The following is a 21,929-nucleotide window of genomic DNA, read 5'->3' on the forward strand; positions in this document are numbered from 1 at the left end:
TATGGCGGCCTACGGCAGTTATGGCGGCTACGGCAGTTATGGCGGCTACGGCAGTTATGGCGGCTACGGCAGTTATGGCAGTTATGGCGGACACATCAGTTACCAAGCCTACATCGCCTATGTTCAATATGAAATGTTCTACAAGAATTACGGCATTACCCCAAAATATCTTCATTAAGTTGAAAAGGAGCACACCCAAAGTGTGCTCCTTCTGACTACTGACATTCACTTTCCCATATCACAATGACTACTCTATGCTAAACAGCCTTTACGCACTAAAAATAAACAGAGCGTTATTGGCAGTATATTTAAAAACGATAGAAAGGTGTCTTTACGTCATAACCGAAATAAGACTGTAAAAACATGGATGGTTACAGGTATCCATTATATGAAAATATAATTTTAACCACGTAGCGCCTATGTAACTGTCATACTAGAAAATCTCTATTATTATAAACACTTATATCAATTTTTTTTGCCATAAATCACTTCACACCAATTATCTATCTATATGATAAAAGTTTATTAATAAACGTTATAAAAGTACCCATGCTTAAGGAAATCATCCTGATATTCAATAAAATAAATAACATTAAGTCATACATCCTCTATCACTTAATAAATATTTCCCATCACTATATTTTAGTATCTGGTATTTAGTCGATCTAATTTTTGTAAAGTAGCTATCGTAAAGTAGCTATCATGAAAAAAGATAAAACCTAACACTCATAGTAAAAATGTTAGTCGCTATTAGTATTAAATAAATTATTATCACCTAACCCTTCTGTGAAACATAAAAATCATATAAAAACAGAACTTACTGATATAGTAACGGATAAATTGTCTCTAATAAACGAACTCTCTTTTTTATAACCATTTGCACTGTGTGGATAGTCGACCCTGATTACTGGATAGCAGAGTTTTTCAGTATCAATAAATTAATATTTGAAAGTGGAATTAATTATCGACGTGCAGTGCTTAACAATATTTCTCATCAACTTAGTAAATTAATATCAGAAATGTTGTCTCCGGTACGCTCGGTAGCATTATGAGAAAGGGAACATTATGTTACTAGTAAAAGCTCTGAGATTTCTATTTTATTACTCATTAAGCATCTATTCATCCACGGTGCTCGCAACTGGTTCAGGTAGCGGTTCGCTATTTAAAACAATGACTGATAGCAGTTTTGAATATTCAAAAATATCGGTTAATGGCTGGATTGAAGCTACCGCACTTAACGCATCAGATACCTTGGATGGAGAACTGAGTAATGGAGCCTTTTTCAACCAAAAAGACGGTATTCGTCTCAATCAGGCGGGTCTTATGCTATGCAGAGGCGTAGGGTGTTTACCAACCGCCACCTTTCCTCCCTCCCAAAACTTACTGAGTAGGATCGGTCCTTTGCCCGGCCCGGTCGGTGAGCTGGAAATAGGCTTTAACGTTACAGCGGTATACGGCGAAGATTCACAATTCCTCCGAACGGCAGGTATTGACGACTATACATTTGATGATGACAAAGATAACAAACTCGCCATCCCTCAGTTCTATATTGATGCCTATCTCCCCGTGTTTGGTGGTATGACAGTGATAGCGGGTAGTTTCTTTACCTCTACAGGCAATGAGATTGGCTTACCATTCACACCACCTAACTGGTTTGCTACACACACTTATGCAATGCAGCACGCTCCATCAAAACACGTTGGCGTCCTCACTGGTATAAAAATTCCCACCTCAGACGCATTCGGTCTTTTGAGTGTTGATCTGGGCTTGGTTGGCGGATGGAATAACTGGGATGAGAGAAGACCAACGGTTATTGGTGCGACGCGGTGGCGAAGTAATGATATGGCAACATGGTTAGATATCGAGCTCATCTATGGCGATGGCGAGGGTGATGCTTTTGGTCCGGCTAAAGGTGGCTCTCCCTATTTAGTTGCCAGCACAAACGGTGAAAAACGCCAACGATTGCATTCGTCAGCGACCTTGACTCACAACGTCAACCCGGACACGCAAATATCCGCAGAACTGACCTATGGCTCTCAGAAAGGTGGAGATATCGCCCCAGCACCTGTGTTTATTGTTGAGGACAGCAAATGGTATGGCGCAAATCTCGCAACAAGATTCAAAGTTAGCGAAGAACTGCATACAGGTGTTCGCGCTGAGTGGTTTAACGATGAAAAAGCAGCAAACATTCTCTGGCGTTCAACGGGTGCGACGGGAGGCAGTGTGTATTCATTAACAGCTAATCTCGATTGGAGCCTGAATCCGCACCTTAGAATAAGACCAGAAATACGTTATGACAAATATGAAGGTGATGGTGCAGGACTCTTTGCTGGCGGAAAGTCTGATCAACAGTTCATTGCATTGATAAACGCCGTTACCTATTTTTAACGTACCTTTAAAACTCAATGTGAAATATTGCGATTAATGGGAAATATTTGCCCTTTAACGAGGGTTTTTTTCATTATATTGATGAGAGAAATATATAAAAAAATTATTATAGTAATTTTTTTTATTATAAATAATTTGATTTTAAAATTACTTTATACAAATAGTGAAAGTACTATACAAATAGTGCCACACAATAAAAACTTACAAATAAACTGTTTTTAAAAATTAAAATCAGAATATAAATTATCTATATAAACACAGATCAAATGACTCAAGAAACAGTTAAAGCAAAATCACAAGCATTGTCTTCACAACTTATTTAGGTGTACTCATGATTAAGGACGTATGTATTATTGGAGCAGGTTTTGCGGGCTTGACTTCCGCAAGAGTTTTTAGTGCACTCAACTATAACATTACACTGTATGAAAAAGAGGCAGATGTTGGAGGCGTCTGGTCTGCTTCAAGACGTTATCCCGGGTTGACCACACAAAATACCCGAAAAACCTACGAGCTGTCTGACTTTCCTATGCCATCTAATTACCCGGAGTGGCCGAGCGGCGAGCAAGTTCAACACTACATGCAATCATACGTCGATCATTTTAACCTCAATGACAATATTCATTTAAATACGAAAGTCGTCAGCACCAAATACAAAAAAGGTGTTCAAAAGTGGGCGGTCACTGTTGCTCAAAAAAATGATGACGGCACGATTGAAGAGCTCACCAATGAATTTGATTACCTCATCATAGGTAACGGAATTTTCTCAGTACCTTCAGTGCCAACGTATAAAGGGATTGATAGCTTTACTGAAGCAGGAGGCATGATATGCCACACCAGCGAATTTACTGATAAAGAGAAAGCCAGAGGGAAAAATGTGCTCGTTATTGGTTATGGTAAGTCTTCTTGCGATGTCGCCAATGCCATTTATGACATCACTGGAAGTACGCATGTGGTTGCCCGAAACCTTATCTGGAAAATCCCTAAGCTCATTGCAAATAAGCTTAACTACAAACATCTCTTTCTCTCTCGAATGAGCGAAGCACTTTTTCGGTACATACATCTTCGCGGTGTTGATAAGTTTTTTCATACCGTCGGCAACCCAATTCGAAAATCTATGCTCAGCTCCGTTGAATTCATTGTTGAACGGCAACTCGGTCTCAGTCGTCTTGGCTTACACCCGAATAAACCACTGGAGAGCATTGCAAGAAGCACAGTGAGTCTGGTCAGTGACAACTTCTACCAGAACATAGAAGAAGGAAATATTGGCATAAAGAAAAATACTGTCATCAAAGAGCTTAGTGGTCGTCAGGCAACCCTCTCTAATGGTGATGTCGTGCCTGTAGATCTGATTGTCTGCGGAACTGGCTGGAAGCAGGTATGTCCTTTTCTCGACGAAGAAACCCTGGCCAAAGTTACCGATGAGGAAGGAAACTTCAGGCTCTACCGCTCCATGCTTCCTGTCGGCGTAGAACGGCTGGCATTCAATGGCTATAACTCTTCATTTTTCAGCCAGTTGAATTGCGAAATTGGTGCTTTGTGGCTTGCTGACTATATAAATGGCGGTTTCTCATTACCATCAGAATTAGAGCAGAACAAAATTGTCGACGAACGGCTGGCCTGGATGGAACAACGCACTGATGGAAAACACTCAAAAGGCACTAACATCATCCCCTTCTCGATACATCATATTGACGAACTGTTGGGCGATATGAAAATGAACATCGGTCGCTTTACACGCTTTAAACAGTGGCTGGGAGCACTCAATCCGGAAGTGTATTCGAAGATATTACCCCGATTACAAAAAAAGTATCAGAACCAGCAATAAACGATTAAAAGCAGAGAACCTAATATGCTGGGACAGAAAGGAGGTTTGTTCAGTCTCAGCTTGGTTGTCACCCGCCCCTGCACCGATTACACATAGTATCAGCAACTACCTGATTTGAGGCGCTTATCGTCCTGATAAGCCTTACCTTAATACTCATGTACTTCTATATCTCCAAAAGCAAACACACCGTATCGATTTTCTGACTTCACATTTAAGATATCCTAAATAATATGCTTATTTATGCATATTAATTTTAGTTATAGAAAACTAACAGAAAACGCACGATAAAATCGTTTTCTACACCTATCGGATAATGGACACAGGAAATGGATAGAGAGAAATCAATGTTAATGTAATGTTAAATTTGCAACAGAAATAAAAATGTTATGCATTATAGTGAATAAATAATAGATAGGGATGCTTAAGTATCTTGAGGATGGAAGCTATGTATAACTCAAATACTGACGATGTATTTTGCCAGCAGATAAAAAGTGGAATCAGTCACTCCAATCGACTTGTATTTGCATCCAAAGTCAAAGACGACGTTCAGGAAGCTGTCGGTAGGATGATGAAACCACATTCACTGGTTGTAACAGACAATAAACTGCCGCTCAATGCAAATATGTACCACCTCCGCATCGGTGATATCTCTTTCAGTCGGCTGCAGTACGGTGCGAGTGTCGCAATCGAGCCCGACTGTCTGGGTGATTTTTATCTGGTGCAAATGCCATTAAATGGGCTGGCAGAAGTTGATGACTGCTATGAAAAAATACATTCAGGGCCGCAGTTGGCATCTGTACTGAGTCCCTATTCAAAGATAGTCATGAACTGGCAATCAGGCACAGATCAGTTTTTGGTAAAGATACCTAAACCTCTGATTGAGCGAACAATCACTGGCATCTTAGGTTATCAAATAGAGCAACCCCTCCGATTTGATCTGGGTTTTCATTGGCAAAATAGCCGTCAGTGGAGGAGCCTGTTACCCAGCATCATTGACTTTGCATCTAATCTTTCATCAACAGATAACCACAACAAACTCATTGCCGCTCAGCTTGATCAGTTGATAACCACATGCCTACTCAGCGCCCATCACCACAACTATACGTCTCTAAGCTCTGATCTGAAGACAACAAATGTCAGGCCCCGACATGTTCGCTATGTTCAGGAGTATATTGAGGCTCACATCAATGAAAGCCTGACACCTGAATACCTTGCAAATATCGCTGGCGTCAGTTTACGGAGCCTGTATTCAGGGTTTAAAGATTTTCTTGGGGTCAGCCCTATGCAATATCTACGTGATATTCGAATGGACAAAGTGCGTAATGACATACTCAGTGGTCAGGCTCAGAGTGTCACTGGCGTTGCAATGAAGTGGGGATTCACGCATATGGGCCGCTTTAGCTGCGAGTACAAAAAGCGTTTCAACGAAACACCACGGGAAACACTGCGCAGTTTGTGAAGGCAGAGATCACTTATTACAGCCAGAAGTGAGAATCCAAATGTCAATTTGCCTGATTTGTCTGTTTTCCCTATAAACCAGACGATTCAGGCTTTTTTTAATGATTCTGCTTCTTCTACTGCAGTTTTTTTTCTGTTTTGCCTTTCTACCATAGCCGGCCTGTCACATAGCAGAACAGTCTTAAAGAAAGAGGGGGCGTTTGCTATGCAGGATGTTTGAGTGGCTCTCAACATTACCACTCAAACTGATGTGAGGCTGGTGTGGTAAGTCAATTTGTCAGCTTCTTAGCAACCAGATAGCCAGATGTCGCCCCGAGCCCCGGTCCGGGATGTGTACTTGCGCCGATGTGATACACATTTGGAATATGCGTATTGTGTGCCCGGGCTTTGCTGCTGGGCGAGAAAGGTCGCAGCCAGAAAAACTGATCTGGACTACAAACACCGGAGTAAGGGTCACCCCCAACCAAATTACAATTGAGATGCTCTAAATCTGCCGGACAATAGGCTTTTCGGCCAACGATGATCTCAGACAGACCGGGCATGACGCACTCCAACCTTGCCTGAACCCGATCAGCAACCATCTCTCTGATGTCTTCATTCCATTTGCCGTCTTCAGGCGCAGGAATTTCACCGAGCGCATCGCCTTTGATATATGAGGGAAGCTCCTGCATTTGTATCCAGAGGATCCAGCTACCATCGGGTGCGCGACTGGGGTCCACCGCTGTCGGCTGTCCAATACCTAAAGTAGGACAGCTCGGTATCAGGCCATTATTGGCTTCGGTAACTGATAGACAAACCTGCTCCATGCTTTCCGTCAAATGCACGAGAGGAACGTTGACCAGCTCGGGCGTTTTCCAGGGTGGCGGCGCAGAAAGAGCAAAGTGTATCTGCATTCCCCCCCGGCCAAATTGATAACTTCCCGCCTTTGTTGCCAACTCCACAGGCACGCTGTGCGCTGGCGTGAGTAATGATTGGTATAGCTTATCTGGCGTGACATTGCAGATAACATTTTCTCTCGCACGATAGCTGGCTTTCTCAGTTCTCACCCCCAACGCTCGCAGCTTTGATGTGTTGTTATTGGTGATAATCCCGGTGACCTCGGTATCACAGATAGCTCTTCCTCCATGATCAGTGATCACTTTGAGTAGCGCATCAACAATGTGGGCACTTCCTCCTTTGACTACCGGCATGCCGCCCGCTACGACAGCAGCAAAAGTAAGCTTACCAATAAGCGCGGAAATGGCCTCATCTGGACCGAGACCCGTATGGAGAACCCATGGTGCAATGAGGGCTCTGTTCATGTCATCACTCAGCGTTCTGTTTGCCCATTTTCGGCATGACTCCAGAGAATCCGCGGCGAATGACATCAAACCCGGCATGCCCCTTACCCGCCATTCTTTGTACAACAGCTTGATCAATGACCAGCTATACGGGTCGTTGCCCAGCAGGCCAAAGGTCAGTACTGCATCCTCTCCAAACATTTTTCCGGCCATCTGCCCAAAGGCTTTGCCATCTCCCGGACAAATGGCTTCCAACCTTGCAACCGTATCCTCGATATCGTTTTTTACCGCCAGCCCACTGCCATCAGGAAACACTATACCCGTTGAATAGTCATTTTGTTCAAACGTCAGCCCGGCTTTATCCAGCTCAGTTTTTAATGCCGCGTAACCAGGGCTACCGACAAATAACGGATACCAGCTCGACATAATATCGTGATGGTAACCCGGAAATAGCTCCTCAGTGCGTATACAGCCACCAAACACTGAGTTTCGCTCAAGCACCAATACAGACTTGCCCTTCACCGCCAGCATAGCGGCACAAACGAGCGAGTTGATACCACTGCCAACAACGATGCTATCCGTCTCAAGTTCATAATTTTCCATGGTTCCTCCTTCAGGCTCCACCAGCCGTGGCTTTGTTTAATCCATCAAAAGAGGAATAGCGGGTGCAGCCCGCTCTGGCCCCATAGCGGAATAACCACCGTCGACAGCGTAATCTGAACCAGTGACAAAGCTGGAGAGATCAGACAACAAGAAAGCCACCACTTGTGCAACTTCTTCTGGGTTAGCCACCCGTTTCAGTAAATGAAAATCTGCCGCGACCTTGTCTGTTTTCTGCCGATTGCCATCCGTCAATTCGTCCATGATCCTTGACCATGTCCATCCGGGAGAGACGGAGTTAACACGTATATTGTCTCCGGCAAAATCCATTGCCATACTGCGAGTCACCTGCAGAAGTGCAGCTTTTGAGGTGGGATAAAGCCATCGGCCTGTCTGCGCAACCGATGAAGAGATACTGGTAAAATTAACAATGGCACCGCCTCCCGATTCAATAAGATGAGGGCGAACCAAATTAGATGCCATGACTGCACTGACAAGATTAACATTTAGTGCATCGAGCCAATCTTTTCTCGACGACGCCATGCCTTCGTCAAGGTAAGTTGCTGCTAAATTAACCAGAAAATCAATCTGTCCATTCGCGCTTTTAACACTTTTTATTGCCTGACTGAGCGCGGCATCATCCGTAATGTCCAGTTGAATGTAATCGACGTCTGGTTCCGCCTCTTCAGCGGGACAAGCCACAATATCGAATACGACAACTTTGACGCCGTGACCAGACAGCACATCAACGACCGATTGACCTATTTTTGTCACGCCACCGGTGACAATAGCAACTTTTCCATTTAATCCATCCATCATTTTCTCCCTGATTATTTGGGTAATGCGCCGAGCGCCTACCCTCAAGTTAATCAAGGAGAGGATGACCATCTATCCAGTTAGGGTGGGTGTTATCCAACAAGTGCTCGTATGACTGTAGATTTCAATTTTATCAATAGGTAACCGTCAACCCACCAGAATACGCTGGTGAGTCACAGGTAAAAAAGAGGTGAATATAGGTATTGAATGTTTCGCTATGATTTTCGTAACGTCTGATTTGGACTCTCACCAAACTTGGTTTTGTACTCCGCACTGAATCTTCCCATGTGAGAGAATCCCCATTGCATGGCAATGGATGTAACACTGCCCGATTCGCTGGTCAGCAGGTCTCTATGCACATGCTCCAGTCTGAGGTTACGGAGATACTGCATTGGCGTCGCACCCACAAAATCTTTAAAGCCGTTGTAAAGACTGCGAATGCTGATACCGCAAATCTGTGCCAGAAGCTCGACAGAAATCGGCTCGTGCGCATGAGACTCCATGTATTCCTGTGCGCGTTTGATATGCCTCGGCCTGACTGAAACTCTCTGCTTACCGGTACTGTCACTATGAGAGTGTCGATGATTTAGCAGCAGTGTGGTGGCAGTGAGCTGGTTGAGCTGGCTGGTCAATAAGTTGTTATCACGCAGAGAGGGATCAGATGTCGTATAAAAATCGAGTAAATAGTTGATTAAACAAGACCATGCAGGACAGTCCTGCCAGTTAAAACCGATATCGAAGGTAACGGGCTTATCAATATCATGTCCAAGAATCCCCATTGCGGTTCGCTCTATCAAGGAGCGGGAAATACGAACCATGAACTGATCATTATCATAATCCCAGACCATGTTGGTCTGCATATCGGGGTTCAGTACCGATGCTGTTCTCTCGTTGGATTCTATCTGTTCAGAACCACTGGCTACACAGGCACGACCATGAAGAGGAATCTGAATGCAATAATAATCCTCAATAGTCGGTATGTGTATTTCAACACTTGAGCCATATTTCAGCCTGTAAAGAGAGATATCACCGAGAGGCATATAATGCATGCTGGCATCGAGACGGCCGGAGTTGCTGATAACATTCAGCTCGTGGGTAGTCATGACTCTCTCTACATTCGATTTTGTTTCTGCAGGGTTACTGGAACTGAATAACAGGTGGCCAGAATCGTCAAGTTGTTGCCGAAGAGTCTGAACGTTGAAACGCGAGGACTCAGTAGAATACATCATCTTTGCTCTCCAGTGTTATCCCCGTCTAACCGGCCAAAATCGTAAAGAACCTTTATTTTTCTGTGGTTTATATGGCGACAAAAATGGCTCTGAGTGCACACTCTTACCATTCAGCTAGACAGGCTTCCTTGTACAACATTATTGCGAACATGCTAATTTTTCACATGCCATTAACATTCTAGCGGTAAACAATGTGAATGATGATCCATATCCTGCAAATTCTATCCGATTCTTGCATATAAGAATGGCTGTGATGATTTATCTGGTGACAAATGAAATGATGTGGAGAAATCAAAATAACCATCCTGTCGTATCACCACAAAAATGACGCCTGCTCTCAGCAGGCAGACAGGATGGTATATTGAATGTGTTGTTTATCAGTAAGGCTGAGTTATCTATTAGATAGAAAATATTGATATACAACAGATTTATATTGAACTACACTTTTTGACTACTAATATTTGCCTGAGAGCAAACTGCCGTAACCAGGCACTTCAGCCTTGATATTTAACGCCTTCATCATCTTATACGCCGTTGCCACAGACGATGAGATAACAGGGATTCCCAGTCTGTCTTCAATGGGTTGAATAGAAGGAAGGGATGGCATTTGTACACAGGCAGAGGCAACCACTACGTCAACGTTGTCTGTTTTGAGCTGCTTAGTGATCTCAACAGGTGCAAATGGGTCTTGCGAGCCCACCTCCAAATTATCTGCAATTTCCAGCGAGATACTATCAACCACTTCGATGCCTTCGTTTTCAATGTATTGCACGACCAGACTGGTCAAAGGTTTCATGTAAGGCGCAAGAAGCGCTATCCGTTTCGCTCTCAGGATTTTCAGACCATCCACCAGCGCGCCTGCACTGGTAACAATTGGACATACGGCGTCATTATCCGCTGACACATTGCCAAGGCGGGATTCTGATTCCCGGTGATAGCCAAGCCCCATACTCATAATGGCAACCAGGCAGGCATATCCCATGACATCGACCTTTGCGTCCGACAGTTCTAAGGCACATCTCAGGCTGTCATCATCCATTTTTTCCAGCTCTTCTTTGGTCACTTTTTTCATTCGCATACGCGATGAGTGAAAAGTGAACCGCTCAGGTAGCACCTGTTCTCTGGCACGAAAAATAGCGGGAACCTCGGTTTCCATCGTGATATTAGAAGACGGGACAATCTGCCCAATACGAAAATGTTGTGCTGACGTCATTGGTTAGCCTCCTGCTGTGCCAAAGAAAAAATGGTCGACTCACTGTCGGGTTGGCTGCTGTCCGACTCTCCGGCATGTTGAATATTCAGTGGCTGAATAGCACGTTGATTGAGCTGCAACTGGAAAACATCGAATCGATTGTAATGCCCGGTGATATCATGCATCTGTCTGGGCTGAATACACTTGTTGAGGTCAATATCGGCATAGACGATACCTTCCACGTCAATCAGCGGCTTACCAATCACTCGCCCGTCTGGGCCAATAAATCCGCTGAAGGCACTGCTTTTGCGTGATAGCAAAGCTTCTGATTCCGGATGGCTCTCTTTAAAAGCATCAATGATGTCCTGTGAAATCGTTGAACAGGAGACCGCAGTAAACACCTTACCTTCGAAAGAGTGCGCCGCAGAACGCAACTGAATAGCTTCTGCCATGTTGTAATCGGCGGGTGCAACAGGCAGGGAAATATAATTAGCGACGTGGATCAGCTCACCCTGTGCCAACAGGGCAAATCTTGCCAGCGTGTTGGTATTTTCGCCGCATGCCAGTGCGCCGAGAGGCCCGACAGAGGTTTCATGTACCTTGATCTGGGAGCCATCTCCGGGTGCCCAGGTCAGTTTTTCTGCCCAAGTAGGCACTAACTTCCTGTGTTTACCGATTATCTCGCCACTGTCATTAATGATGACCATAGTGTTGTAGAGCGTGCCTATCCCTGTCGGGCTGCGCTCATTGGCACCGATAACGACATTCACTCTGTGTCGTGCTGCAGTTTTGGCTATTTTGTCGATTTCTGGGCCCGGTATCTCAATGGCACTCTTGCACAGTTCTTCGAACCAAGGGCTTCCCTGTGGCGGAGTCATTATCCAGTTCCAGTAGGGATAACCCGGAATGAAAACCTCAGGAAAGGCAATGAGTTCAGCCCCCTCAGACGCCGCTTCCTCTATCAGAGCGCAGGCTTTATCAACGGTTGCATCAGTATTGAGGAAAACAGGAGCGGCCTGAACCGCTGCTGCCTTAAAAGTGTTTAACTTCAGTGCAGGCATGTCTCCTCCCTACTAAGTGACAGAAATAACGGGATGTCGGATAGCACCAATTTGCTCCAACTCTGCCTCGACGATATCGCCGGGCCACAACCACTCCTGAGGCACACGACCTGCACCGACGCCTTCTGGCGTGCCGGTGGCAATAATGTCTCCGGGTTCGAGAGTAATCCCTTTACTGATGTCGTTGATAAGTGTGTCGACCTTAAACAGCATGTGACGGGTATTAGAGCTTTGTTTGGTCACCTTATTCACCCGTAAACTGATATCGAGATTCTGCGGATCAGTCAGCTCATCGGCGGTAACAATACAGGGGCCAAAAGGAGCAAAAGTGTCCTGACCTTTTGAGTAGATCCACTGCCCCGCTCTGCGGCAATCGCGGGCACTCATATCAATCATCAGGCTATAGCCAAACACGTAATTCAGAGCTGTTTCTTTAGATACATTTTTGGCTCTGGTCCCCATGATCACCGCCAGCTCGACTTCCCAGTCCAATTGCTGAGTGATCTCGGCGTTATGCTCTATCGCATCACCCGGACCGATAACCGTGGTCGGCGGTTTGGAAAAAATCACAGGTTGTTTCGGCAGTTCTTTGTCTGTATCCAATGAGCGGCTGGATTCTTCTACATGTTCGACATAGTTGAGGCCAATCCCAAAAATGTTTTTTCTCGGACGTGGAATAGGCGCAAGCAACTTTACATTTTCAAGCGGCAGGCAAGTACCGGAGGGCCATTTCTGGTGATATTTTTCCAGTAGTTCAGTAGCAACTCGCACAGCATCCGGACCAAGGTCGATAAACGCCAGCATACATCTTGGCAACTCTGTGTTGTCCTTTTCACCGAGCCGCGCGAGATCAATCACGCTTCCGTCGACAATTGCTCCCAGTCGAGATTCCGAATCTACAGTTGGTCTGAAGGTTACGAGTCTCATAAAGTTCTCCTTATTATTGATTTGATTACGACGGCTGGTGACCATCGTTTTCAGCCAGCGCCTCTTCGCGATAAAGTCCGAGTGCTTCAATTGTTGGCAAATCACTGAAACAAAACAGGCAGGCATCATCGGTCGATGATCCGTTGACATGTTCGTGAAACGCCCAGGACGGAACACAGAAAATGTCGTTTTTCTGCCAGTCGAGGCGCTTGCCATTGACTATTGAGTAGCCTGCTCCTTTGGCTACGTGATAGATGTAGCTCCCTGTATGTCGGTGGGCCTTGCCTCTGAAACCAGGGCGAAGTAACTGCATACTTGCGCCCATGGTCTTCATGACATGGCCACCTGTTACCGGGTTGGTGTAGTGCATTAGAATGTCGTCGAAGGGATTTCCGTCAGACACTGCTGCCATTTTCAACAGGGCTTCGTAGGTCGGCTCCCATTGATATTTAAACAGCGGAGAATAGGGTTTTTTCCAAGTGAGATTTTGCGGCGCAGCGCCTGTCCGGCCCAAAGACCGATTGAGGAATCAATTGGCTGAGTGATCGCCTGATTTAAATCAGGATGCACCTCATAGAATCCCGCCTCAAAAGCATTCACCAGTGGGATATCAAGACCATCCTGCCAGATGCATGGCGTGCCCGACTCTTCAATGCCGTGTTCATGCCAAGTGCCATTGGGAGTGAGGACAAAATCATTGGCACCGAGAGGCATTTTTTGCCCGTCAACTATGGTGTATGCGCCCCTGCCCTCCATGATGAATCGCAGTGCAGAAGAAGAATGCGCATGTGCACTAGCAGCTTCACCCGGAAACATAACCTGCAACCCAGAATACAGCCAGCCCACTGCAGCAGCTACATCCTGACGGCCGGGATTACTGAGATAAACGACGCGTCTGCCAGCTTGTTCAGGTGTGACAAGCTCTACGGATTCAAGCACCTTGCTGCGTAGATCCTTGTAGCGCCAAAGCACAGGAACAGACTCAGATTTGGGTTGCCACGGTTCAATCTTGTTGGCGACAGTCCAAAGTGCACCAGTATCAAGAGACTTAAGCTCTTTATAGTAAGAAACCAACTCGGGCGTATCGGTCACGTTTGCACGGCCAATTACGTCCTCGGCATAAGCATCGAAGTTTTCATCAGACATCATGGTTCTCCTTGTGGGAAGGCTGAGCTGTGTCGTGAATTAATGAACTGCCTTTGGGAAGTGCTGCGAAATAGGGCGCAGCAAGGGGAAGCGGCCAGTTCATGCGTTTACATTCTTCGACTAACCAATTGGGGTTGAGCATGAAGGGGCGGGCCAACGCACACAGATCAGCTCGGCCCGAGGCAATAATGCCATTAACTTGGTCAGCCTCAGTGATATTGCCAACCGCCATGGTGGCGATACCCGCCTCGTTGCGAATCCGGTCAGACATTGGCGTCTGGTACATTCTTCCATACACTGGTTTTTGATCCGGCGAGACTTCTCCGGTGGACACGACGATCATGTCTGCCCCCGCCTGTTTGAAATGACGGGATATCTCGACAGCATCATCCACTGTGGTGCCGCCTTCCAACCAATCGGTGGCTGAAATTCTGACAGACATGGGCTTACCTTCGGGCCAGATATTGCGGACAGCATTGAAGACCGCAAGGGGGAAGCGCAGACGGTTCTCAAGTGAACCGCCATACTCATCTGTGCGGGTATTTGTCAGTGGAGAGATAAAACTTGATAACAGATAACCGTGCCCGGCCTGAAGTTCCAGCCAGTCAAAGCCGGCATCGGCTGCTCGCTTCGCAGCATCAACGAAGTCTTGAACAACGATGACCATATCTTCAGGAGACATCGCCCTCGGTACGGGGCTGACATCTGCTCGATAGGGAATAGCCGATGCAGACAGTGTCATCCAGTTACCTTCTTCGAGCGGATAGTCATATTTTTCCCAGCCAAGCTGGGTTGAACCACGACGCCCGGCGTGACCAAGCTGAACACCAATACAGGCATCTGACTGTTGGTGAACAAAATCAACAATCTCTTTCCACGCCTTCTGTTGCTCATTATTCCAAAGACCCGCACAGCCAGGGGTGACCCTTGAATTTTTAGATACGGCGACCATTTCAGTCATGACCAAACCGGCTCCGCCCATGGCTCTGGAACCTAAATGGGTCATATGCATTCCGCCGGGCAATCCGTCTTCTGCGCAATACAACAAAGTAGGTGATACAACGACACGGTTTGCTAACTGCACGTTACGAACAGTAAACGGGTTGAACAGGGGGATTGTCTGACGCTTTACGCCTTCCATTCGCTGGTTAAACCATTGCTCATACTGCTCAATCCAACCTGCATCTCTCAGTCTCAGGTTTTCATGAGAGATGCGTTGTGAGCGGGTCAGCAATGAGTATGTAAATTGCTCAGGTGAAAAATCGGCGTATCGGCTGATGTTTTCGAACCATTCAGTGGAGTTCCGCGCTGCATTCTGGATCTTGAGCACCTCAACACTGCGCACTTTCTTGTAATACTCTAGGCCTGACTTCAGGTCAGAGTCAGCGGTTCGCAGGCACTGTACCAGCTCTATAGCGTCTTCCAGTGCGAGTTTGGTGCCCGAGCCTATGGAGAAATGTGCCGTATGTGCAGCATCACCCATCAACACCAACGGGACGTGTTTTCCATTATCCTGATCGGGTTGAACCCAATGTACCCAGTTGCCGCATATAACCCGTGGGAACTGAATCCAGATAGCGCTGCCACGAAGGTGGGTAGCATTCGAAATTAGCTTGTTGCCATCAAGCCATGGGGCGAATAACTGCTCACAATATGCAATACCCTCTTCCTGGCTCATTTTGTCTATACCAGACTTTTGCCATGTTTCGTCGGTCGTTTCGACAATGAAGGTGGAACGCCCCTCCTCGAACTGATAGGCATGAACCTGAAACCAGCCATGTTCTGTCGGCACAAACAGAAAAGTAAATGCGTCAAAGATTTTGTCGGTACCGAGCCAGACAAAACGACATTTTCTAACATCAATATCTGGTTTAAATACAGTCTGGTATTTGGTTCTGATTGCGCTGTTGATGCCATCAGAGGCGATGATCAAATCAGCGTCATACTCTTTGGCGAGGTCAAGCTCATTATCCACATTGGTTTCAAACACCAATTCAACGCCAAGTTCCTCACAACGCGCCTGAAGAATATTAAGTAATCTCTTACGACCAATGCCAATGAAACCATGACCAGTACTGCGAACAGATTTGCCTTTGAAATGAACGTCAATGTCATCCCATTTGCTGAATTCAGATTCAATGACAGCAGCAGAAACAGGATCTGCCTTCTGAAGGTTTTCTCTTGTCGCATCCGAAAAAACCACACCCCAGCCGAAGGTGTCATAAGGTCGGTTACGTTCGACGATAACAATTCGGTTATCTGGGTTTTCCAGCTTCATTAACAAACCGAAATATAGCCCCGCAGGACCGCCTCCTATGCATACAATATTCATGCTCTACTCCCCTGATAGCCTGAATGTTCCCCTGAGGTCGGGGCTAAGAAATGTTCTATGGCTGACCGCAACGCCGGCGGTATTTCGATGGATTTATGATTATCGAGAGAAGTGGTCACCAAGGTCTGTTGAACACTCATCCTCAGGTCTTCATCTTTGCCGACGCATCGATACTCAAGGGAGATCGATTTGGAGCCAAGGCGTTGCACTTCCAGTTCAAGATCAACGTCATCTCCCATCTCGCTGACTGACACAAAATCGGCCTCCAGCCTCACGATGGGCATACCAAACCGTGATTTGCCTATATAACCCGCAAAACCACCGTCAAGGATGGCATCGACCCATGCCTCTAATAAGTCATTGAACATGACAAAATATTGGGGATAAAAAACAATGCCTGCCGGGTCGCAGTCGGAGAAGCGTATCCTGTAAGGTATTGAAAATATGTTAGTCATAATGGTCCCTATGCATTCAGTGAATAATGTTCCTGCAACTCACGGAAGCTGTTGCCGTGCTCATCCGCTAAAGCTGCCTCACGGAATTCTTTTAAAATGCTTGGCGTGATCACCGCAGCATGACGGTCTGCAATAGACATCAACTGGGTAAAGTTACGCATCCCTCGTTTATGGGTTTCGCCATAGCCTTTGACGAGACGCTGACAAAGAGCAATTTCTCTTGATATGGCGGGGTTGGTGCTGGCTGACTGCTTGATCCGTGCCAGCCAACTGGCGATTTCGCGGTGTTCATTTTTGTACCTCAGCGTGACTCGGCGATAGGTGCGCCAGCTTGCCAGCAGGTACATGAGTAAGAAGCCGGACAGAGAACTGGTACGGACTTTTTTCCCGTCCTGCGTTCGTCTGCTGATAAACCGGGATAATGAGGCCGAGCCTTTGATCCAACGGCCAAGGCCAGCAGGAAGAGAATCACAGATCTCATCGACACCGGGATGCAGAAACTCCTCGATATGCAGTAACTGACTGTTTCCTACACCGACCTCCTCCTGCACACGCTGAAACCGGGACGATCTGACTTTTAGATCAGCAACGCGCATTACATCCTCAAAGCTAAGCCACAGCGCAAGGTGACGGGCGACGGTGTCAAGCAGTTGCGGGTGATCATTGAGGTCGATGTCTTTAAGCATCTCGACATACTGCTCAGCGTAGCGACTGTCCTGATAATCCATCAGGCGGCGAATACCGTGAGAAATGGTGATTTGGCACGGGTCAGGAAACTCGGTCGCCAACCTATGGATCGTGGATACGTCTGAGGCGTCTGAGGCGTCTGAGGCCATGTCATCCGGTTCGGACGCTTGGGTGACTTTGACACAGGCAGCATCAAAGGCCGCCAAACTTTCTTTTACACCGATCCCACCGCGAACAATAGTTTGCTCAAATTGCTCCCTTGAGAACGGAAGTACGCCCGACTCGCTGAGGGCACCAAATAAGGCTGAGCTGATCACGCTCTTGTTTTGAGCGGCAACCTGTGCCATGTCAAAATGGATAAGACGCTTGGAGGACTTCTTGGCATGGGCAATCAGTGAAGCGGTATCCACACGGCCATCGCCCATTGATGCTCGCTCCTGATAGGAGTACACCCGGTGAGTTGAGGTAATTAGCAGTGTCTGTTCTGATGTGACCAGGCCACGTTGAATTGCACGTCCCGCCTCCATCAGCTCAGAAGTCAACACAATGTCGACATCTTCAGGAATCGGCATCAAAGCCAGCACGGGAGCGCCGTTATGTTCCTTGGCAACCTGCTTGGAAAACATCTCAACGTAGTAAATAGTTGCACCGGTTCGCTGAGCAACTCCCGGTACAGAGGTTGTCTGAGCGATATAGTCGTTCGCCTCTGCAAGGTGAACGATCCAGTCAGCCAACACGCCACCGCCCTCGCCTCCCATCGCTAAAATTGCTATTTTGATTGGTTTTTTCGGATTCATGACCTGTCCTCACGCCATTTGCTGTTGTGTCTTGCGGTGATAGATGTCTTGCAGCCAACTGATAACTTTGGTCTGCAGGCGATGAACAAACCGCTCAAAACGGGTGGGGTGAGTAACAATTCTGGCTTTGTAAAAAGAAGGGCAAAGTACCGCTGCGTGTGAAACCTCGCCGCACAAGCCACATCCCACGCAGCTGTTAAGCACGCTGGCTACGGGATCTTGTCGCAGGGGGTCCGGATTCGGTTTGATACTTAACGACGGGCAACCCGACAAACGAATACATGAATGGTCGCCAGTACAGGTGTCATGATCGATGCCGAAACGCTCTCTGACATTACGTTGCCCATTTTTCAAGGCTTTTCTGACGTTACGCTTGATTCGGCGTTGCTTGTTGAGCATGCATTCGCTCTGCGCAACAACAACCTTAGGGCCCGTTTCTTGGGTAGTCAGCGCCTCGCGTAAGGTACTGACCATTCTCTTTAAGTCGTAGGTATGGTCGACGGTTTTAACCCATTTGACTCCGACCCCTTTGGCCGCATTTTCAATGTCGTGGCCGGTGCTTCGGGTGTCGTTTAGTGCTGTTGATGAAAGGATGTCCTGACCGCCAGTCGCAGCAGTATAGCGGTTATCAATCACCACAGTGACGTGATCGCTTTTGTTAAACACGGCATTTGCAATACCGCTGGTGAGGCCGTTATGCCAGAAGCCGCCATCTCCCATGATAGCGATAGCCCGTTTGGAGGACTCAGTATGGAACGCAGATACCCCCGCCCCACCCAGTCCATACCCCATGGTGGTGTTACCGATATTGAAGGGTGGGAGTATCGAAAACAGGTGACAACCAATGTCGGCACTGACGTGGTGCTGTTCGCCCGTCTCTTTTTCCAACAACTTCAGCGCGGTAAAGATAGGTCTTTCAGGGCATCCGGTACAAAATCCCGGTGGACGTGGATTAACCAGCGTGTTGAGCGGTGCCAGTTCTTCTATTTCTTCGACTTCTGCTATTTGTACACCCTCTGCTACATCCGCTTTGCTATCCTCGCTTTTCTCTTCTGTCGAGCGGAGTTCAAGAACGGGTATAGCCTGTGAGGCGGGTGATTCGGCACAGTCATGTTCAATGTCATATTGCTTGAGGAAAGAAGAGATTCCTTTTACCAGCGTTCTCGCATCATATTCCCCAGCCAGTGGGAGATGGTTCTTGCCGTGGAGTTTTGTGGTGATCTTCTGGTGATTAAAAATGCTGGCAATGTTCTGTTCGATAAAATTGGGCTGTCCCTGCTCTATAACCAGCACAGCATTTTTGTCCTGACAGAATTGCTCCAGCTCATCGTCAATAAGCGGATAAGTGACATTGAGAACGTAAAGCGGGATATCTGACTGACCGAAAATGTCGCTGACGCCTAATTTTTCCAGCGCTCTGACCACATTGTTATAGCACCCGCCTTGTAGGATTAGACCCACGTTTTTCTTATCGGCAGAGAAAAACTCGTTCATTTTGTTTTCTTTGATGAAATCAACCGCAGCTGGCCAACGCTTGGCAATCTTTTCTTTTTCATGAAGGAAACTGGCCGGCGGCAAGACAATTCTGTCCACATCACGGTAAGGGTTATCAATGGCGTCTTTGGTAGTGAATGCAGCCCTGACATTGTCAGAGGTTTCAAACTGGCCGTGGAGATGGCAAGAACGGATACCGATTTGCAGCATAACGGGTGTATTGCTGGCTTCAGATAGCTCGAAACCCTTTTTGACGGCATCGACAATACACGGAAGATTGGGTCGTGGATCCAGCAACCAAATTTGAGATTTCATTGCAAATGCATGGCTTCGCTCCTGCATAATCGATGAACCCTCGCCATAGTCCTCACCAACGATGATCATTGCACCGCCGGTAACACCGCCTGAGGCCAAATTAGCCAGTGCGTCACTCGCAACATTGGTGCCAACGGTGGATTTAAACGTGATTGCTCCTCTCAAGGGGTAGTTCACTGACGCAGACAATGTGGCCGCCGCCGTTGCTTCACTGGCGCTGTTTTCGAAACGCACACCGTATTCGGCGAGAATTTCCTGTGCATCGGCCAACACGTCTAATAAATGTGAGATAGGTGAGCCTTGATATCCGCCCACATAATTGACGCCAGATTCGAGTAATGCTTTTGTGACCGCAAGAATTCCTTCACCGTTAAAGGTGTCTCCTTTTCCTAAACGGAGTTTACCCATTTCATTGACAAAAGAACGTTCTGCCATATTCTTCCTCGACTTCCCTATTGACCGATTAATATCTATTACAAATAAATAGTGTTTAATCTTCAATGGAAATAAGAGTGCTAAAATCTATTAGATGCTAATAATGGATAAAGGATGCAGAGAGTGGATAAGATATAATTGAGGGATGTAACTCATCAGATAAAAATAAATATAAATATTTATAACATATAAAAATGAATTTTTAATATTTTTTTATAATCAAAAAAAACACTACCAAACAATCGATATTGGTAGTGTGGAAAAATAAAATGGTTAATATTTTAAAAAAGCAAAAAAATGACTATTCAACCAATGCCAACACACGTAACGGGCTGCCAGATCCACCTTCAATTTTAAGTGGGGCTGCGATAATTGTTGCGCCTGTCGGTGGTAACAAATCTAAGTTTTTAAGGCACTGTAAGCCGTATTTATTGGCACCGTGCATCAAAGTATGGCAAGGCAAAGGCATGGACCAGCCAAACGATTGACCAGCATCCGTATTAATAGTCTCGACGCCAAATCCCAACACATTCCTCTCTTTAATCATCCACTCGACAGCCTCCTGATTGGGCCCCGGAGTATGAGTGCCATCTTCTTTCATGTTCACAAATGCTGCCGGATCTGAAATACGTTTGGACCAGTCGGTCCGGAAGAGCACCCAAGCTCCCTCTGGAATCATGCCGTGTTCGCTCTCCCATGATTGCAGAAAATCAATGGTGAGTATCCAGTCCGAATCCTCTGCCACCTCACTACTGGCGTCAACGACAACCGCAGGTGCAACAAAATTTTCAACGGGAATACAGTCAACGGTGTTGTTAGGATGGTCTTTGCCGCTTATCCAGTGTGCAGGCGCATCAAAATGGGTACCTGTATGCTCACCACAGCTAAAGTTGTTCCAATACCAGCCGGGGCCGTTCTCATCATATTGAGAGATCTTCTCTCTTTTAAATGCCCAAACCTGACCAAATTCTTCGGGTAGTTGTAGCGAGGGAAATTCTTCATTCAAAGTTTGAGTTAAATCAACAACTTTTATGCCGCCGCTCTTGAGTGTAGCTGCAAATGCTGACATCGCTGTTTGCGTCATGACGTTCTCCTTCTGGACATAATTGCTTTCCATCTATTATCAAGCCACTCGGCTGTTGTTGATATCGAGCAGGCCATTTGAAAGGTGCAGTTGAAATAAATATTTCGGTAATACGTCTAGAGAAATATATTTTTACATCGTCAAACTACTCTGCACCTAGATATATAAATGTACTTTGGCGGTTTAATTGTGCTATCCAATTTTTGAAATGGATATCCAAAAGATGCAGGAATCAGTTATTAAAAAATAAAAATGATTATTGATAAGGGTTGGAAATTAAATGATGGCGTTATTATATTGAAAATATTCTAACTTTTAATTTAAAAAAATGACCACTAAAAAGTAGTCATCTTTACATCAGTGAATGACTAAGCTGACTTACGTGCTGCATTGGTTTAGTAGACTCAG

The 21,929-nt window shown here is 46.2% G+C and carries 16 protein-coding genes; 3 read left to right on the forward strand and 13 right to left on the reverse strand.

Going from position 1 to position 21,929, the window contains the following annotated elements:
• Positions 1 to 1,170 precede the first annotated feature (1,170 nt).
• From A8L45_RS18645 to A8L45_RS18655, 3 genes are all read left to right on the forward strand, one after another.
• Entirely contained in the window at positions 1,171 to 2,388 is a 1,218-nt protein-coding gene (locus A8L45_RS18645) for an outer membrane beta-barrel protein (protein WP_068904899.1), read from the forward strand.
• Positions 2,389 to 2,719: 331 nt separating this feature from the next.
• The gene (locus tag A8L45_RS18650; protein ID WP_068904870.1) at positions 2,720 to 4,213 is read left to right on the forward strand and encodes a flavin-containing monooxygenase; all 1,494 of its coding nucleotides are present in this window, start codon (positions 2,720 to 2,722) and stop codon (positions 4,211 to 4,213) included.
• A gap of 445 nt (positions 4,214 to 4,658) precedes the next feature.
• The gene (locus A8L45_RS18655) at positions 4,659 to 5,672 is read left to right on the forward strand and encodes an AraC family transcriptional regulator (protein ID WP_068904871.1); all 1,014 of its coding nucleotides are present in this window, start codon (positions 4,659 to 4,661) and stop codon (positions 5,670 to 5,672) included.
• Positions 5,673 to 5,940: 268 nt separating this feature from the next.
• Here A8L45_RS18655 and A8L45_RS18660 read toward each other — a convergent pair whose 3' ends face one another.
• The 13 genes from A8L45_RS18660 to A8L45_RS18715 all read right to left on the reverse strand — a co-directional run bounded on the left by A8L45_RS18660 (position 5,941) and on the right by A8L45_RS18715 (position 21,521).
• Positions 5,941 to 7,554 carry a phytoene desaturase family protein gene (locus A8L45_RS18660; protein WP_068904872.1) on the reverse strand — a complete coding sequence of 538 codons (1,614 nt, stop codon included), beginning with the start codon at positions 7,552 to 7,554 and terminating at the stop codon, positions 5,941 to 5,943.
• A gap of 36 nt (positions 7,555 to 7,590) precedes the next feature.
• Positions 7,591 to 8,370: an SDR family oxidoreductase gene (locus A8L45_RS18665; RefSeq protein WP_245680771.1), complete on the reverse strand. Its 780-nt coding sequence runs from the start codon at positions 8,368 to 8,370 to the stop codon at positions 7,591 to 7,593.
• Between the two features lie 212 nt (positions 8,371 to 8,582).
• Positions 8,583 to 9,596, reverse strand: a complete 1,014-nt coding sequence (locus A8L45_RS18670) for an AraC family transcriptional regulator (RefSeq protein ID WP_068904874.1) — start codon at positions 9,594 to 9,596, stop codon at positions 8,583 to 8,585.
• Between the two features lie 454 nt (positions 9,597 to 10,050).
• Positions 10,051 to 10,809 (reverse strand): maleate cis-trans isomerase family protein, encoded by a 759-nt coding sequence (locus tag A8L45_RS18675; protein ID WP_068904875.1) that lies wholly within the window; start codon positions 10,807 to 10,809, stop codon positions 10,051 to 10,053.
• The gene (locus A8L45_RS18680) at positions 10,806 to 11,849 is read right to left on the reverse strand and encodes a carbon-nitrogen hydrolase family protein (protein ID WP_068904876.1); all 1,044 of its coding nucleotides are present in this window, start codon (positions 11,847 to 11,849) and stop codon (positions 10,806 to 10,808) included. The genes A8L45_RS18675 and A8L45_RS18680 overlap by 4 nt, the downstream gene beginning before the upstream one ends.
• A 12-nt stretch (positions 11,850 to 11,861) precedes the next feature.
• Positions 11,862 to 12,776: a fumarylacetoacetate hydrolase family protein gene (locus tag A8L45_RS18685; protein WP_068904877.1), complete on the reverse strand. Its 915-nt coding sequence runs from the start codon at positions 12,774 to 12,776 to the stop codon at positions 11,862 to 11,864.
• A gap of 25 nt (positions 12,777 to 12,801) precedes the next feature.
• The gene (locus A8L45_RS25070) at positions 12,802 to 13,188 is read right to left on the reverse strand and encodes a cupin domain-containing protein (protein WP_217492185.1); all 387 of its coding nucleotides are present in this window, start codon (positions 13,186 to 13,188) and stop codon (positions 12,802 to 12,804) included.
• 2 nt (positions 13,189 to 13,190) lie between these two features.
• Complete coding sequence (locus A8L45_RS18690; RefSeq protein ID WP_217492186.1) at positions 13,191 to 13,925, reverse strand: cupin domain-containing protein; 735 nt, start codon at positions 13,923 to 13,925, stop codon at positions 13,191 to 13,193.
• Positions 13,915 to 16,254 carry a bifunctional salicylyl-CoA 5-hydroxylase/oxidoreductase gene (locus tag A8L45_RS18695; RefSeq protein ID WP_068904878.1) on the reverse strand — a complete coding sequence of 780 codons (2,340 nt, stop codon included), beginning with the start codon at positions 16,252 to 16,254 and terminating at the stop codon, positions 13,915 to 13,917. The genes A8L45_RS18690 and A8L45_RS18695 overlap by 11 nt, the downstream gene beginning before the upstream one ends.
• Positions 16,251 to 16,709, reverse strand: a complete 459-nt coding sequence (locus tag A8L45_RS18700; protein ID WP_068904879.1) for an acyl-CoA thioesterase — start codon at positions 16,707 to 16,709, stop codon at positions 16,251 to 16,253. Before A8L45_RS18700 ends, A8L45_RS18695 begins: the two co-directional genes overlap by 4 nt.
• 8 nt (positions 16,710 to 16,717) lie before the next feature.
• On the reverse strand, positions 16,718 to 18,193 hold the full coding sequence (locus tag A8L45_RS18705; protein WP_068904880.1) for an indolepyruvate oxidoreductase subunit beta family protein: 1,476 nt from the start codon (positions 18,191 to 18,193) through the stop codon (positions 16,718 to 16,720).
• 9 nt (positions 18,194 to 18,202) lie between these two features.
• A complete protein-coding gene (locus A8L45_RS18710; protein ID WP_068904881.1) occupies positions 18,203 to 20,437 on the reverse strand; it encodes a thiamine pyrophosphate-dependent enzyme in 2,235 nt (744 codons plus the stop codon).
• A 301-nt stretch (positions 20,438 to 20,738) separates the two neighbouring features.
• On the reverse strand, positions 20,739 to 21,521 hold the full coding sequence (locus A8L45_RS18715) for a cyclase family protein (protein WP_068904882.1): 783 nt from the start codon (positions 21,519 to 21,521) through the stop codon (positions 20,739 to 20,741).
• Positions 21,522 to 21,929 lie beyond the last annotated feature (408 nt).

The organism is Veronia pacifica (assembly GCF_001707825.1).
Classification (GTDB): domain Bacteria; phylum Pseudomonadota; class Gammaproteobacteria; order Enterobacterales; family Vibrionaceae; genus Veronia; species Veronia pacifica.